This window comes from [Bacillus] enclensis, from assembly GCF_001456935.1.
Taxonomy (GTDB): Bacteria; Bacillota; Bacilli; order Bacillales; family Bacillaceae_B; genus Rossellomorea; species Rossellomorea enclensis.
The window spans coordinates 192,758-207,719 of the sequence record NZ_KQ758483.1 but is presented as its reverse complement, the minus strand read 5'-3'; the positions used below and the strand labels follow the sequence as shown (position 1 = coordinate 207,719).

The 14,962-nt window shown below is 43.8% G+C and carries 17 protein-coding genes; 9 read left to right on the top strand and 8 right to left on the bottom strand.

Annotated features, from left to right (window positions below; all coding sequences use genetic code 11):
- Positions 1–75 precede the first annotated feature (75 nt).
- Entirely contained in the window at positions 76–255 is a 180-nt protein-coding gene (locus AS034_RS08750) for a YjzC family protein (protein WP_032089181.1), read from the bottom strand.
- A gap of 189 nt (positions 256–444) precedes the next feature.
- Between AS034_RS08750 and AS034_RS08745 the strand changes: the two genes are divergently transcribed.
- Positions 445–1,254 carry an undecaprenyl-diphosphate phosphatase gene (locus tag AS034_RS08745; protein ID WP_058298237.1) on the top strand — a complete coding sequence of 270 codons (810 nt, stop codon included), beginning with the start codon at positions 445–447 and terminating at the stop codon, positions 1,252–1,254.
- 51 nt (positions 1,255–1,305) lie between these two features.
- Here AS034_RS08745 and AS034_RS08740 read toward each other — a convergent pair whose 3' ends face one another.
- Positions 1,306–1,614 (bottom strand): metal-sulfur cluster assembly factor, encoded by a 309-nt coding sequence (locus tag AS034_RS08740; RefSeq protein WP_032089183.1) that lies wholly within the window; start codon positions 1,612–1,614, stop codon positions 1,306–1,308.
- Positions 1,615–1,684: 70 nt separating this feature from the next.
- Entirely contained in the window at positions 1,685–2,458 is a 774-nt protein-coding gene (locus AS034_RS08735) for a prolyl oligopeptidase family serine peptidase (RefSeq protein ID WP_058298236.1), read from the bottom strand.
- Positions 2,459–2,591: 133 nt separating this feature from the next.
- Between AS034_RS08735 and AS034_RS08730 the strand changes: the two genes are divergently transcribed.
- The 3 genes from AS034_RS08730 (at position 2,592) to AS034_RS08720 (ending at position 3,852) form a co-directional block, all read left to right on the top strand.
- Positions 2,592–3,407 (top strand): Cof-type HAD-IIB family hydrolase, encoded by an 816-nt coding sequence (locus AS034_RS08730; protein WP_058298235.1) that lies wholly within the window; start codon positions 2,592–2,594, stop codon positions 3,405–3,407.
- Positions 3,408–3,507: 100 nt separating this feature from the next.
- On the top strand, positions 3,508–3,660 hold the full coding sequence (locus tag AS034_RS22950) for a hypothetical protein (protein WP_169792806.1): 153 nt from the start codon (positions 3,508–3,510) through the stop codon (positions 3,658–3,660).
- Positions 3,661–3,852, top strand: a complete 192-nt coding sequence (locus AS034_RS08720) for a DUF3813 domain-containing protein (protein WP_032089187.1) — start codon at positions 3,661–3,663, stop codon at positions 3,850–3,852.
- Positions 3,853–3,909: 57 nt separating this feature from the next.
- Here AS034_RS08720 and AS034_RS08715 read toward each other — a convergent pair whose 3' ends face one another.
- Positions 3,910–4,764: a YitT family protein gene (locus tag AS034_RS08715; RefSeq protein WP_058298234.1), complete on the bottom strand. Its 855-nt coding sequence runs from the start codon at positions 4,762–4,764 to the stop codon at positions 3,910–3,912.
- A 789-nt stretch (positions 4,765–5,553) separates the two neighbouring features.
- On the opposite strand from AS034_RS08715, the gene AS034_RS08710 reads away from it, so the two are divergent.
- The 5 genes from AS034_RS08710 (at position 5,554) to AS034_RS08695 (ending at position 9,697) form a co-directional block, all read left to right on the top strand.
- On the top strand, positions 5,554–6,402 hold the full coding sequence (locus AS034_RS08710) for a DegV family protein (protein WP_032089189.1): 849 nt from the start codon (positions 5,554–5,556) through the stop codon (positions 6,400–6,402).
- A 69-nt stretch (positions 6,403–6,471) separates the two neighbouring features.
- Positions 6,472–6,603: a DUF3941 domain-containing protein gene (locus AS034_RS22715; RefSeq protein WP_098151218.1), complete on the top strand. Its 132-nt coding sequence runs from the start codon at positions 6,472–6,474 to the stop codon at positions 6,601–6,603.
- A 133-nt stretch (positions 6,604–6,736) separates the two neighbouring features.
- Positions 6,737–7,228, top strand: coding sequence for a YajQ family cyclic di-GMP-binding protein (locus tag AS034_RS08705; RefSeq protein WP_032089190.1), 492 nt, complete (start codon positions 6,737–6,739; stop codon positions 7,226–7,228).
- 103 nt (positions 7,229–7,331) lie between these two features.
- Complete coding sequence (locus AS034_RS08700) at positions 7,332–8,681, top strand: CoA-disulfide reductase (RefSeq protein WP_058298233.1); 1,350 nt, start codon at positions 7,332–7,334, stop codon at positions 8,679–8,681.
- Between the two features lie 146 nt (positions 8,682–8,827).
- Positions 8,828–9,697: an SDR family oxidoreductase gene (locus tag AS034_RS08695; RefSeq protein ID WP_058298232.1), complete on the top strand. Its 870-nt coding sequence runs from the start codon at positions 8,828–8,830 to the stop codon at positions 9,695–9,697.
- 412 nt (positions 9,698–10,109) lie between these two features.
- On the opposite strand, the gene AS034_RS08690 is transcribed toward AS034_RS08695, so the two are convergent.
- The 4 genes from AS034_RS08690 to AS034_RS08675 all read right to left on the bottom strand — a co-directional run bounded on the left by AS034_RS08690 (position 10,110) and on the right by AS034_RS08675 (position 14,959).
- Entirely contained in the window at positions 10,110–11,159 is a 1,050-nt protein-coding gene (locus AS034_RS08690) for a LacI family DNA-binding transcriptional regulator (RefSeq protein ID WP_032089193.1), read from the bottom strand.
- A 90-nt stretch (positions 11,160–11,249) separates the two neighbouring features.
- Positions 11,250–12,788: an alpha-amylase family glycosyl hydrolase gene (locus AS034_RS08685; RefSeq protein WP_058298231.1), complete on the bottom strand. Its 1,539-nt coding sequence runs from the start codon at positions 12,786–12,788 to the stop codon at positions 11,250–11,252.
- 39 nt (positions 12,789–12,827) lie between these two features.
- A complete protein-coding gene (locus AS034_RS08680; RefSeq protein WP_032089195.1) occupies positions 12,828–13,670 on the bottom strand; it encodes a sugar ABC transporter permease in 843 nt (280 codons plus the stop codon).
- A gap of 2 nt (positions 13,671–13,672) precedes the next feature.
- Positions 13,673–14,959, bottom strand: a complete 1,287-nt coding sequence (locus tag AS034_RS08675) for a carbohydrate ABC transporter permease (protein WP_058298230.1) — start codon at positions 14,957–14,959, stop codon at positions 13,673–13,675.
- Positions 14,960–14,962 lie beyond the last annotated feature (3 nt).

Sequence of the window (14,962 nt, the reverse complement as noted above, 5' to 3'; positions counted from 1 at the left end):
TGACCGGTTGAAAGGAAAATGTAGTATGTTCATTCCCTTTATATCAAAACGGTAATCCTTGCTCCTGGCCTGTCGTTATGGTTTTCTCATATATGTCCAATGGCGGTTGTGGTTGGAGTTCTCAGGAAACCGGTCTCCCGCTTTCATTTTTAGCTTTTGAGGATTGTTTACATTGCTGCCGGTTTCACCAATTTCGATATAGATCCCATTGTTCGGAGCTTTTTCTCCGCCCCTGAAATGTCTTGGTTGTCCCATTCATGATACCTCCTCGTTTTGAAGCATCGCTTCTTTCTTATTTTCTTCATAGGGAGATGGTTCATGCATGCCATTTGGAGGTAACCATTAGATTACGGTTTGGTTAACATTCGGAAAAAGTCTTTACAGTTTGTACCTGTTTGGTGTTAAATAAAAAAATGTGGAGAAATAAGGCTTGGAGGATATACAATGGATTTTTATACGATAGTGAAATATTTATTCTTAGGGATTTTCCAGGGTTTTACTGAACCTATCCCGATTTCATCAAGCGGGCATCTCGTACTCGCCCAGCACTTCCTGGGCATTGAAGAACCAGGACTGACTTTTGAAATATTGGTGAATACTGCATCTCTCTTCGCAGTTCTTTTAGTATATCGCGAAGATATTTGGCGTTTGATTGTAAATGGTTTAGGCTACTTTAAAGAAAAAACACCGGAGAACAAACGCGATTTTCATTTTATCGTGTACTTGATCATCGGTACGATTCCAGCAGGTGTGATCGGAATCGTTTTCGGCGATGTGATTGAGGAGCATCTATCTTCTGTTGTGACGATAGGAATCACTCTCATTATTACCGGGACTGCGCTGTGGCTCATCCGTAACCTTCGCGGGAGTAAAAATGACGGAGACTTGAACGTGAAGGATGCCTTGATCATCGGTCTTGCGCAGGCAGTCGCACTGATTCCGGGAATCAGCCGCTCCGGTGCAACAATTGTTGCCGCAATGGCCCGCGGAATGAAAGCAGAGACAGCTTTACGCTATTCGTTCCTTTTATACATCCCTGTCAGCTTTGGAGTGATGCTGCTTGGCATCAAGGATCTGATTGAAGTTCCACCTGCAGCATCAATGACCGTTCCTTACGTGCTGGCATTCCTGGGATCATTGATTGCTTCGTATTTTTCATTGAAATGGTTCATGAATATTATGGTCAGAGGAAACCTGAAATATTTTGCTTTTTATTGCTTGATCGTCGGGTTACTCGTTGTGATTTTTATTTAAAATTGAAAAAAGCCCCTTTTCAATCGATATTGAAAAGGGGCTTTTTTATGATCATGTGATACCCAGAGCGATTTTCGCATAGCGTGACATTTTGTCTTTGCTCCATGGCGGATTCCAGACGATATCTACTTCTGTTTCTTTCACTTCAGGGATATCGCTTAAAGCGGTCTTGACTTGGTCTACGATCGTTCCGGCCAGCGGGCAGCCCATTGACGTTAGTGTCATGGTAACGGTCGCTTTACCTTCTTCATCTAGATCGACATCATATACCAATCCTAAATTGACGATATCTATTCCCAGTTCAGGGTCGACAACTTGTTCAAGTGCACCCATTAAATTATCTTTAAGATCCTGATCCATCGTAACACTCTCCTTCACTCATCTTTATCTACCATTCATCTTAACAAAGAAACGGCCTGAAAACAAAAGGTTAAGCCGAAAGATGTTTTTCGAACCATTCCACCAGCTTCATGACACCTTCTCTGGATACCTTATGATCTGCTTTATCATCAGCAATGAAGAGAATATTATCTTCATTTCCCTCGTAGGCAGGAAGAATAGCCTTGTAAAACTCCTCTGTCAAATGGAAAGGGACAACCTTGTCTTTTCTTCCATGCCAGAACATGAGCGGACGTCCATTCAACTTTTCCGGCTGGAGGCTCAAATCATATTTTGACAGTTCATCAAGGATCGCCTTCACTTCTTCCTCACTGAACGGCAGCTGATATCCAGCTGACTTCAAGTGAGCAAGCTGAGCCTTTGCAAATTTAACATAAGATGGGTTCCCCATGAGAGAAACGGCTGAAGAAATCCAATCATACTGAGTCAGCGCTCCCAGTGTCACGATGCCGCCCATCGATGTTCCCGCAACGCCAATTCCGTTATCAATCAGCAAGCCTTTTTCCTCAAAATGACTCTTTAGTATGGAAAGTTCATGGATGCTGTTCAAGACTATTTTCCAGAATACCCCGCCTAATTCTTCTTCTGTTTTACCTGTCGCCCTTTCTCCATGCTCCAGGCAATCCGGCAGTACGACTCTGAATCCTTTTTCAGCAAGGTAATAAGCATAATGAAGATTATGCTCCTTGGCACTTGTGAATCCATGTATAAAAAAGCATAATGGCAGAGGTTGATTTCTTTCCTCTTCCTTTACTAAATGCAGATATGGGATATTTTCGATATACGACTTCTCAATTACGATCATGATCAGCTGCTCCCTCCTGTACGCTTATAACACTATTATGATATCCTAGATTTTACAGGTTGTATATTAATCAGCTCCTGTATTTTCAATAGAATTGATTCACGACATTTCAAAGAATTGGGGATAATACGTTATGACTTTACATGAAAAACACTTAATCGTATTGGATTTGGACGGTACACTTCTGACCGATGAGAAAAAAATTTCATCTAAAACTCTTCATACATTGACAGAGGCAAGGAAACAGGGTCATGAAGTGATGATCGCGACCGGCCGTCCTTACCGTGCAAGTGAAATTTATTATAAGCAGTTGAATTTAGGTACTCCCATTGTCAATTTCAATGGGGCTTTCACTCATCACCCTATAGATGAGAATTGGGGTACTTATCATACCCCGATGGATTTACATGTATCCAAGCAGATTATTGAAGCTTGCCATGACTTTCCGTTCCGCAATATCATCGCTGAAGTGAAGGATGATGTGTACCTCCACTACCATGATGAAAAGCTCATAGATGTTTTCATGATGGGCAACCCGTCCATTTCCACGGGGGATATACGTGAATTTCTCACTGAGAATCCCACTTCCATGCTGATCCATGCTGAGGAAGAAGATGTGAAGGATATCCGCGCACATCTTGATAAAGTCCATGCAGAAGTGATCGATCACCGCAGGTGGGCTGCTCCCTGGCATGTCATTGAAATTGTTAAATCCGGTTTAAATAAAGCTGTCGGGATTGAGAAAGTTGCTTCCTCTTTGAATATCCCGCAGGAGCGCATCATTGCATTCGGAGATGAAGACAACGATTTTGAAATGCTTGAATATGCAGGAACCGGCATTGCAATGGGGAATGCCATCGACAAAGTTAAAGAAATCGCCAATGATGTCACATTGACGAACGAAGAAGATGGAATCGGAGTATACCTGCAAAAGCGCTTTAATCTTTGATGGCAGGAGTGGGAATTTTTTTTACTGTAAACACGGCCGACTTAAGCCATACTACAAAAGAACACAATTTGTGTTCAAGCTTGTAAAAGGGGTGGTTGCAGTGGGTAGAAATAAATCCAAACGATTTGTACAACAAGGTAAAGTTGCTGTTGAAAAGCATGATGAACGGATTCCATACCACTTGACATATGCTGAAGCAGAGGCGAACAAGCTGTCATCCAAAGCGGAAGACTCCTCTTTGGGAGGAATATAGATGAGCAATCCATTATTCCGACAGGCACGCCAGGCCGTCAATTCTGCGAAGCAGACAGCATCTCAAGGCGGTAATGCAGAAGAATCGATCAACAAAGCAAAAAACGCCTTATCTTCTGCCTATGCGAATAGCAATGCAGCAGAACAACACCAATTACGCGCCCTTCAGGATGAGCTGAATACTCTTCAATAAAGCAAAAAAGGTTGACCTTCCAAGACGGGAAGGTCAACCTTTTCTTCTTTTGCTGAACTAATCTCTCCTGAAGAATCCAAAGATGCCTGTCGTCTGCACGATATTTGTGAAGGCGTTCGGGTCGACTTCTTTTATCGTATGCTCCAGCTCATACAACTCATAACGCGAAATGACAATGATCATCATTTCTTTCTGCTCTCCGGAAAAGGCACCTTTTGCAGGAAGAGTAGTAATTCCCCTCATCAATTTCGAGTGGATGGCTTCACGGAGCTCCTGGGATTTCTTTGTGATGATCATTGCCGTCAATTTCTCATGACGGGTATGGATGGCATCGATGACACGTGTGGAAGCATACAGCGTCACGAGTGTATACAACGCTTTTTCCCAGCCGTATAAAAAGCCGGCAGAGATAATGATGAAAGCATTCATGACAAAGAAATAAGAGCCGACCGGCCTATCTTTCATACGGGAGAGGATCATGGCGATGATATCCATACCGCCTGTTGATGCCCCCCACTTCAATGTAAGACCGACCCCGACAGCTGCAATCACACCGCCGAAAACGGCATTCAGCAAAATATCCGGTGATAAATGAATGACCGGGATGACTTCGAGGAAAAATGAAGTCAGAAATACAGAGATAAAGCTGTAAACAGTAAATGATTTACCCACCTTGAACCATCCGATAATGGTTACAGGAATATTCAATAAGAATAATAAAATACCGGTTGATACGTTAAACCGTGTAAATTCTTTGATGATGCTTGATAATAATTGTGCCATACCGGTAAAACCGCTCGCATAAACGTTTGCCGGTATCAAGAAGAAGTTCATGGCGATCGCTCCCAAAACCGCACCGATCAGCACCACCACAAACTTTTTCACTTCCAAATGCACACTATCCCTATTCATGCACAGACCTCCCCTGTTGTGTAGTATCTACTACTAAATATGTTCCACAAAATATCATAACTAAACTCTCCCTCAAATTCACCTGCTCAACGGTTTTTCTGCAAAAATAATCTGTAAGTAACATATTCCGGATAAAGTTTCACTTCTGTCTTGCAGGGAAGACTATCCAGCGTTGATTGGATTGCAAGACGAAGACTCCTGCTGGAAGAGTTGCTCATTTGAAAAGCGGAAGAGCTTAGATCAGAATCGATAAGCATAACATGAATATCATGAAAGGTGTTCTTTGTTTGTTTCGGTCCATTCTTCTTATAATTTGGATATTTTTTCTAAGTGATGGAATTAATCCGGAAATTCAAAGATTATTCCACAGAATTCGAAGATTATTGTCTGGAATTGAAAGAAAAAGGCTGGTTTTCGAAAGATAATAGCCAAAATTAAAAGATTCCTTCGATTCAATCTTTTCCTCTGGCTGCACCATAACACTCATCGAGCCAATTCGCTGATTTACAGATAATATTTTTCGTATATTGAGTCATGAACGCTTCTAACCTCCATAAAACCTTCAAAAAAAACAAATCAGGCACCCGAGAGATAGACCCCGGATCCGGGGATGGAATCTGCCGCCAGAATGCCATGAGGCTCACGGGCTACCGACGAAAAGCGAAGTCATGCACGAAAATCATAAATGGAATCAATGTTATTATGGGAAATTAGACAGGATTAGATTGTCATTTCACCAAAAAATAGCTAGACTAAAGCTATAAGTTAAAGATAAAAGGATGAGAAATGATGACAGTAAAATTATTTGCCGACAGTGCAAGCGACCTGCCAAAAGAATTTTTCAAACAGGACAACATAGAATTTTTCCCACTTAAAGTACATATTGAAGGACAGGATTACGAAGACCTCATCAGCATCGAACCCAAAAAGGTATTTGACAAAATCCGTGAAGGCCATATGCCTAAAACCTCTCAAGTATCACCGGAATCCTTCCTGAAGAAGTTCACGGAAATCGCTGAGAAAGGGGAAAAAGGAATCTATGTCGCCTTCTCTTCCCAACTATCTGGAACGTATCAAACTGCCGTGATGATCCGTGATCAAGTAAAAGAAGAACATCCCGGGCTTGACCTTACCATCATCGACTCCAAGTGCGCTTCCCTCGGCTACGGCCTTGTGGTCAAGAGTGCCCTGACAGCCCTGAATGCAGGCGCTGACCATCAAGAAATCATTGATACAATCAACTATCAGGCAGAGCATATGGAACATCTTTTTACCGTTGAGGATCTTGATTATCTAGCCAAAGGCGGCCGTGTTTCAAAAGCCTCTGCTTTTTTGGGCGGACTGCTTAATATTAAACCCCTTCTTCACGTCGAAGACGGTAAGCTTGTACCGATCGAAAAACTCAGAGGCAAGAAGAAACTCCTCAAGCGAATCCTTGAACTGATGGAAGAACGCGGTTCCGACCTCTCAAAACAGACAATCGCCATCAGTCACGGAGATGATGAAGAGCTTGCCTTCGAAATGAAAAAGATGATTGAAGAAAAGTTCTCTCCGAAAGATGTTTATATCAATATTATTGGATGTGCAATCGGATCTCATACAGGAACAGGGACATTGGCAGTATTTTTCCTCCGATGACACTCATAAACCTTCCTTCAAATTGTCATACTAAATGAGAAACTGTTTATAGTGAAGGGAGTGCATACTATGCCGCACACATCTGATAATGACAAAAAAGCGAAAGACAACCAGGCCCTGCATGAAGAGAAAAACAAAATGAAGGAACAAAACCGCCAAGGCGGAAAGAATCAATACTCCAAAAAGACCGACCACCTCTAAGGACTGTATTTGAATCAACCGACCACCTGACAACAGGTGGTCTTTTCATTTCATTCATCCTCCATCATAGTTGTGCATTACTAAGGGACTCCGATATAATGTTAGAAGAATATAGTAATGGAGGGAACTACATATGGCAAAAGAAAGCTCTTTCGATATTGTATCAAAAGTCGACATGTCCGAAGTAAGCAACAGCATCCAAATTGCATTGAAAGAAATCCAGACCAGATATGATTTCAAAGGAAGCAAAAGTGATATCAAACTGGACGGGGAAGAAATTGTTTTGATATCTGATGACGAATTCAAAATGAATCAGCTGAAAGATGTCTTATTAAGCAAATTGATCAAACGCAGCGTACCCGTTAAAAATCTTGATTACAGCAAGCTGGAAGGTGCATCCGGTGGCACAGTGCGCCAGCGCGCAAAGCTCGTACAGGGAATCGATAAAGAAAACGCGAAGAAAATCAATACAATCATCAAGAACTCCGGTGTCAAGGTGAAGAGCCAGGTCCAGGATGACCAGGTCCGTGTCACCGGAAAGAGCAGAGATGACCTGCAGAAGATCATTTCAGCTGTAAGGGAAGCGGACTTATCCATTGATGTCCAATTTGTAAATTTCCGCTGATTTGTTATCTTGCATAGTCTGATGGGTAAACTATACTCATTAGACTTTTTTTATATTCTGCACTAATTATGAATCATACTAGAGACGTATACGGAGGAGAAATATGAATAAGAAAATTATCGTTATAGGAGCTGTCGGCGGTGGTGCCACAACTGCTTCACAACTAAGGAAGCTGGACGACAAATCAGACATCATTTTACTCGAAAAGACTTCTTATCTTTCATACGGAGCCTGCGGGATGCCTTACTATCTCGGGGAAGTAATCGAGGAACGAGAAGATTTATTTGCTTATACCCCCGAAAAGCTGCAGTCCAAGAAAAAGATCGATGTGAGGATGCAGCATGAAGCCGTAAAGATTGACCGGGAAAAGCAAACCCTTCACATCATAGACATTCTTAAGAATCAAGAATATCAAGAAACCTATGATGCACTGATCATAGCAACAGGTGCATCCCCATTCGTCCCTGAAATAGATGGCCTTGATACCATCCCTTCCTTTACTCTGAGGACGGTTGAAGACATGGATAAGCTAAAAAACTACCTGGTAACGGAAAAGCCGGCAGCCGGTGCCATCATCGGCGGCGGGTTCATCGGCGTGGAAATGTCCGAAAACCTCACCCGCCTCGGTATCAACACTTGTATTGTTGAGCGTTCAAACCATGTCCTCAACATCATTGATGAAGAGACGGCTTTGAAGATCCAGGATCACGTAAAAGGAAAAGGTGTTACGTTATATGTTGAAAACGGACTGCATAAAGTCACTTCTGCATGGGAAATCCTGCTTGATAATGGAGAAAGAATTAAAACTGATTTTATTCTTTTATCAGTGGGGATAAGGCCTAACAATTCACTCGCAAAGGATGCCGGGCTAACGATCGGGGATTCTGGCGGCATCAAAGTGAACGAGTATATGCAGACGGATGATCCATCCATTTATGCTGTCGGTGATGTAGTCGAATCATTCGACCGGATCGACGGCAGCCCTAAACAGGTCCCGCTTGCCTGGCCGGCACACCGCCAGTCCTATATCATCGCCAAACACCTGACAGGCAGTCCGGTCTCTTTTGGAGGGATGCTCGGAAGTGCGATAGCGAAAGTATTTGATTTAAGCATCGGCTCGACCGGATTGGGTGAAAAGGAGCTCACTGAACGGAAAATGAAATATAAGACTGCTGTACATGAAGGGAAATCACACGCAGGATATTACCCGGACAGCAAGGATGTTTATGTCAGGGTCCATTTCTGTCCCTCCACCGGTAAAATCTTTGGAGGAAATGTCGTCGGAGGCGAAGGAGTGGATAAACAGATTGATGTCCTCTCCACAGCCATTACAGGCGGACTGACAATCTTACAGCTGCAGGAAATCGAAACCTGCTATGCCCCTCCATTCTCTTCCCCTAAGGGCCTGCTGAATATGATCGGCTACAAGGCAGAGAAGATGATGGATTCGTGATTCACGGAACAGACCCAGAGCGGGTCTGTTTTTTTGAAGGGCCAGATTCCAAAAATGCCGGCAAAAGATGTTAATAATTGCACTCATCGGGTAAACACTAACCTAAGAATAATTAATTTACTTAACATTAAAAGGAGTGTTTCAGTTTGTCACAACAGCAAAACGAAAAACAAACCTTCCCGCCTCAGCATCAGAATCATCAGCCGGGTACGATCGATGAAATGAATCCCCAGCCGATCCATACCGACCAAAATTATAAAGGAAGCGGTAAACTGGATGGGAAAGTCGCTCTCATCACAGGAGGAGACAGCGGGATCGGGCGTTCTGTCGCTTGGTACTTCGCACGTGAAGGGGCACATGTCGCCATTTCATACTTAGATGAACATGAGGATGCTAACAAGACGAAAGAACTGGTGGAAGCAGAAGGCGTCCAGTGCATGCTCCTGGCAGGCGATATCGGCAGTGAGACATTCTGCAAAGACCTGATCAACAAAGTGATTTCACAGTTTGGCAAATTGGACGTGCTCGTCAACAACGCTGCAGAACAGCACCCCCAGGACGGCCTGGAAAACATCAGCAGTGAACAGCTTGAAAGAACCTTCAGGACCAACGTATTTTCAATGTTCCATATAACAAAATCTGCCCTGCCGCATCTTAAAAAGGGCGCATCCATTATCAACACTGCTTCAATCACTGCCTATAAAGGCAATAAAGATCTCATCGATTACTCCTCCACGAAAGGGGCAATCGTAAGTTTCACCCGGTCTCTTGCCGAGAATATCGCATCAAAAGGTATCAGGGTCAACGGAGTGGCACCTGGTCCGATCTGGACGCCGCTCATCCCTTCCACTTTCAACGCAGACAAAGTATCTCAATTTGGTGCCAATACACCGATGGGAAGGGCCGGTCAGCCATTTGAACTGGCACCTGCTTATGTCTATCTGGCAAGCGATGATTCCTCTTATGTGTCCGGCCAGATGATCCATATTAACGGCGGGACGGTCGTGAACGGATAATCTGCTTTAGAAGAGATGTCACGGGGGACAGAGATAGTTCAAGTTTTAGAAGCCGGGTTTTATATACCCGGCTTTTTTGTGCGTGGTAAATGTCTGCGGATATCTTTTCTGTTCCAGATTAGAATGATTGTTAAGAGATCATATATTTGGAATTAGGAACGTATTTTTGAATTCAGGACCGTAAATTTCAGATTAGGAATGTATTTTTCATTTCAGGATCGTAAATCTGGAATTAGGAACGTATTTTTCAAATTAGGAGCATAAATCCGAAATACGCCTTACAAAACACACATCCAGGTATCACCCTTATATTCATACTCCACCCTAAAACCTCTTCCACACCCCATTTCCAGCATATTTTTACTAAAAGAAGGACTATAACCAGCTACACTCAAAAAAAAGACCGTGGCCACTACGCCTCGGTCTCTTCTCTATGATCAACTTCCCTCTTACTGCATGATGCCCGCTTCACAATTTCATGCGGGATGATGATCCGTTTTATTGGGTCGTTCGGATTTTCAAGCTTCTGAATCAGACTCTTTGCGGCTTCATTACCCAGGTTGAAGATATTGATATCAACCGACGTTAATGGAGGGCGGGACATTTCCGCCAGAAGCACGTTATTGAAGCTGATTATGGAAATATCGCCTGGAACGGAAATATCCATTTCATCCAGTGTATTCAACACACCAAGTGCCATTAAATCATCCGCTACAACCAGTGCAGTCGGGGGATGTGCGAGCTGCATAAGTTCATTGATCGCTTCCCTGCCGCCTTCGCGCAGAAACTCTTCGTGGATGATGTATTCATCTTTCAAACCAAGTCCTGCGTCCCTGAGCGCTTTTTCATAACCCAATAAACGCTCGACTGTAACGACCAGGTTCAGATTCCCTCCTATGAAACCGATGCATTCATGGCCCAGTCCAAGGAGATAATTCGTAACCTCTTTCGCTGCCCTGTAATTATCATTGTCTACGTGGGTGATTTCTTCAGAGTATTTATAAGGTTTTCCGACAACCACAAACGGGAAGTTGCGTGCTTTTAAATAGTTCATCACTTTGTCTTCGACTTTGGAATAAAGGAGTATGATTCCATCCACTCTTCCACCTTGGACCATTTGAACGACACCTTCATAGATTTCTTCTTCAGACTGTCCTGTCGTCATTTGAAGTGCATATTGCTTTTCATGCGCCCCTTCACTCAATCCCCTCAGGACTGTCGGAAAGAAAGGATTTTGAGAAAAGGTACTTGCAGAACCCGGAAGGACCAGCCCCAATACTCTTGTTGACTGATTCGCAAGGCTTCTGGCGATGAAATTTGGATGATACCCCAGTTGATCCATCGCTTCTCTTACTTTTTGTTTTGTCTTTTCACTGATTCTCGGGTTATTTGCGATTACACGTGACACGGTGGATGGTGCGACATTCGCAAGCTTCGCTACATCTTTTATCGTAACAGCCATCGTCACTCCCCCCTTCTGCTGTAACATTCAAAATAAAAGCGCTTCCAATACAGCGGTGTGAATAAAGGCCCTGTTAAGAGCCCCCTCAGTCTATCGTTTGCGGTTCTTTCTTCCGCGTTTCCATACAAGGTAAATAAATAATAAAAATAATACATAAACAGCTCCAAGGGCAGATAAGTAAGGGATATTCAATCCGCTTTTGGCTTTGAGCAGATAGATTTCCGCTTCTTCCCTGTCAAGTGCCACCTTATAGGTCCCGTTATCATCACTGCGGACCAGGTCGCTTGTGATCAGCCCTTTAAGCTCCTGGTTTTCAGCCAGGTCTTCTGAGCTCAGTTCCACGGTTTGTGTTTTGCTTGAATTATTGATGGCCACCACAACTGTCTGGTCTTTATAGGTGCGTTTATAGATACCCATTCCATCTTTTTCATACAACGGCTCTACTGATCCCCTTGTTAAAGCAGGGTAATCCTGGCGAACCTTGCCGAGTGTGGTGATGTAATCGATCAACTCTTTGTCGGCACGGAAATTCATCAGTCTCCGGTTATCGGGATCTTCGCCTCCGTCTATGGCAATCTCAGAACCATAATAGACTATCGGTATCCCTGGCGTGGTGTACATATACGCCAAAGCAAGCTTCCATCGTGTACCGGGGAACACATTTTCCTTTACCAAAAGCCTCGTGAACCGTTCCATATCATGATTGTCGATAAATGTGCCCATTACATAGGGATTTTCATAGTATGTTTCATTATACTTCCAAAAATTAAAGAGTCTGTCCATTGACGTATCAGGCTTTTTAAAAACCGAACGCATTTCTTCGGCTTGCGGGACATTAACAAATCCATCAATGCCGACATCGTTATATTCAGCGATCTTCTGTGGATCGCGGTCAAAGACTTCACCGAGCAGATAGAAATCGTCTTTTACGGATTTCACTTCTTTACTGAATTCACTCCAAAAGTCCTGCGGCACATGACGTACCGTATCCAATCGGTAACCGTCTACATCCGTCTGCTTTATCCACCATTTAGCTGCATCGAAAAGGTATTCCCTTACTTCTGGATTTTCAGTGTTCAAATCCGGCAAGTCATATAGCCATGCATTCTGCAGACTTTCCTTATTGGAAAAGTTCATCGGCTGCTTCTCATGAAACCAGTCCTTTTTAGCCGGGTCATTCACCCACGGATGTTCAGGGCTCACATGGTTCACCACGAAATCCAAAACCACTTTCATATCTCGCTTGTGAGCTTCCTCCACAAGCTTTTTAAACGTTTCCATTGAACCGAAATGCTCGTCCGGTTTATAAAAATCAGTGATCCAATACCCATGATATCCTTTAGGCTGGTTATCAAAGACCGGGGTCAGCCAGATTGACGTGAAACCCATGTCCTTAATATAATCCAATCGATCGATAATCCCTTGAAAATCCCCTCCCTGATAGGCCTTGGGATCTTTTGTGTCCACTTCTTTATCATTGGTCGTATCTCCATTATTGAAGCGATCCACCATCAGGAAATACATTGTTTCATCCTGCCACTTTCGTTCTTCTTTTTCAACTGCACCTGCGGGTACGGCGTAAAAAAGAAGAAACGGGACTAAAATGAGAGCAAGTACTCTTCTTTTCATCTCCGCTTCCTCCTCGGGTAATTAGTAACGCCTTTAAGATTATCCCTTTGTACCCCCTGCCGTCAATCCTGAAACGAAGTATTTCTGGAAGAAAAGGAATAATAATGCGATTGGGACTGCAATGAGCACGGAACCTGCAGCAAACGTCGTAAATTCAGCACCGAATTGCTTCGCGACCATGTCATATAAAGCAACAGGGAGCGTGTACATTTCCTCTGAACGGAGCAGGATGCTCGCGATGATAAAGTCTGCAAATGGTGCAATGAAAGAAAACAGTGCGACGACCGCGATGATCGGCTTGGCCAGCGGCATGACAATCTGGAAGAAAATCCTGAAGTGCCCCGCACCGTCCATTTTTGCCGATTCATCGAGCTCTTTCGGAATGGTATCCAGATAACCTTTCATCAGCCATGTATTCATCGGAATCTGTCCGCCTACATACACCAGGATCAATCCGATGTGAGTATCCAGCAGATCCGTTAACAATGCAAGGACGAAAATGGCAATCAATGCTGCAAAGTTAGGAATCATCTGCAGGATCAGGAATGTCATCAGCCCATTCTTCCGTCCGGCAAAACGATAACGGGAGAAAGAATATGCAGTCAGACTTACAAGCAGAACCGTGAGAGCCATTGTCGATAAGCTGACTTTCAGGGAATTCCAGTACCAGATCAGGTAATTGCTCTGTTCGAGATCGAATAATTCCTTGTAATGCGCAAGCGTCGCATTTTTTGGAATGATTGAAGATCCTGAAAGACTCTGCCCGGGATTGAAGGATGAGCCGATGATCCAGGCCACAGGGTAAAGGATGATCGCAAACATAATACCGATAGCTATATAAGAAAGTGTCAAACGTATGAGTTTCTGTTTTTTCATATTCATCTTTACATCATATCCTCTTCTTGGAATGATTTCGTGCGTTTAAACTGCCAGATCGCTGCAGTGATGACGATGATAGACAGAAGCAATGTAATGGCGGCTGCCTTCGAATATTGAGCGGACGTCATCGTCAGTCTGTATATCCATGAAATCAGGATATCCGTCCCTCCGGCATTTTGTCCCGTCAACGCCGGTCCGCCGCCGTTGAACAAGTAGATAACGTTAAAGTTATTAAAGTTGAATGTATATTGGGTGATGATGATCGGTGCCGTTGCAAATAAGACAAGCGGCAGTGTGATGTTCTTGAATTTCTGCATGACGGAAGCACCATCCACGGTCGCCGCTTCATATAATTCATCCGGGATCGATTGAAGCACCCCTGTCGTCATCGCAAAGATGAACGGGAAACCAAGCCATGTCTGGATGAATATCAGAGCGAGCCTAGTGTACATCGGCTCTGTCATCCAGGGCAGGTCCCCAATCCCCAGGAACGCGAGGATGTCCCTGTTGATTGTGCCGAATGATTCATTGAACATTCCTGCGAAAACAAGGATGGAAACGAATGCCGGAATCGCCCACGGTAAAATGAAAACTGTACGGATGATCGCTTTTCCTTTTAAATCCTTCTGGTTCACAAGGATGGCAAGGAAAATTCCGAGCGCGACCTGCAAGGTCGTTGCGCCGAATGTCCAGACAAGCGTCCAGGCCAGGACAGTAAAGAATGTTTCTCGCCAAATATCAATCTTGAAGATATCCACAAAGTTCTGGATCCCGACCCAGTCTACAAGTTTTGCCGGCGGTGAATGATACAGATCATAGTTGGTAAACGCCAGCAGTACCACGAAGATAATCGGGAAGATGACCACGAATACAAGAAGCAGGAATCCAGGGGACATGATCAGATAAGGAAAACCATTATCTATCAGGTTCCTGTATTGTTCCCTGATCGTGCTGAGCTGTTCGCCCCTGTCACGCTTATCACCATTTACATATGCATCGCGCAAATTAAATAGATAGAAGCCGATGCCGAATAAAAATACAATGATTGCGAGAATACCGTACACCATTAAGAAGATAGAGTGATCACCGTACGATACGTCTGTGCCGAGGGTAGTGATCCCCCACAGGCCGTAACCAATCAAATCCCTGAACACCAGGATAAAAGCGGCTGTCATGACCAGGAAAAATCCGCCTTTGGCATATTGCTTATGATATAACTGACCGAGTCCTGGGATGATGGACAGGGCCAGCGCTGTTTTTCTATGTTTAGATTGATAGGATTGTTGCTCCATCCT

Coding starts and splice junctions, on each gene's coding strand:
- AS034_RS08750 (WP_032089181.1), bottom strand. CDS start 255: ATGGGACAACCAAGACATTTCAGGGGCGGAGAAAAAGCTCCGAACAAT.
- AS034_RS08745 (WP_058298237.1), top strand. CDS start 445: ATGGATTTTTATACGATAGTGAAATATTTATTCTTAGGGATTTTCCAG.
- AS034_RS08740 (WP_032089183.1), bottom strand. CDS start 1,614: ATGGATCAGGATCTTAAAGATAATTTAATGGGTGCACTTGAACAAGTT.
- AS034_RS08735 (WP_058298236.1), bottom strand. CDS start 2,458: ATGATCGTAATTGAGAAGTCGTATATCGAAAATATCCCATATCTGCAT.
- AS034_RS08730 (WP_058298235.1), top strand. CDS start 2,592: ATGACTTTACATGAAAAACACTTAATCGTATTGGATTTGGACGGTACA.
- AS034_RS08720 (WP_032089187.1), top strand. CDS start 3,661: ATGAGCAATCCATTATTCCGACAGGCACGCCAGGCCGTCAATTCTGCG.
- AS034_RS08715 (WP_058298234.1), bottom strand. CDS start 4,764: ATGAATAGGGATAGTGTGCATTTGGAAGTGAAAAAGTTTGTGGTGGTG.
- AS034_RS08710 (WP_032089189.1), top strand. CDS start 5,554: ATGACAGTAAAATTATTTGCCGACAGTGCAAGCGACCTGCCAAAAGAA.
- AS034_RS22715 (WP_098151218.1), top strand. CDS start 6,472: ATGCCGCACACATCTGATAATGACAAAAAAGCGAAAGACAACCAGGCC.
- AS034_RS08705 (WP_032089190.1), top strand. CDS start 6,737: ATGGCAAAAGAAAGCTCTTTCGATATTGTATCAAAAGTCGACATGTCC.
- AS034_RS08700 (WP_058298233.1), top strand. CDS start 7,332: ATGAATAAGAAAATTATCGTTATAGGAGCTGTCGGCGGTGGTGCCACA.
- AS034_RS08690 (WP_032089193.1), bottom strand. CDS start 11,159: ATGGCTGTTACGATAAAAGATGTAGCGAAGCTTGCGAATGTCGCACCA.
- AS034_RS08685 (WP_058298231.1), bottom strand. CDS start 12,788: ATGAAAAGAAGAGTACTTGCTCTCATTTTAGTCCCGTTTCTTCTTTTT.
- AS034_RS08680 (WP_032089195.1), bottom strand. CDS start 13,670: ATGAATATGAAAAAACAGAAACTCATACGTTTGACACTTTCTTATATA.
- AS034_RS08675 (WP_058298230.1), bottom strand. CDS start 14,959: ATGGAGCAACAATCCTATCAATCTAAACATAGAAAAACAGCGCTGGCC.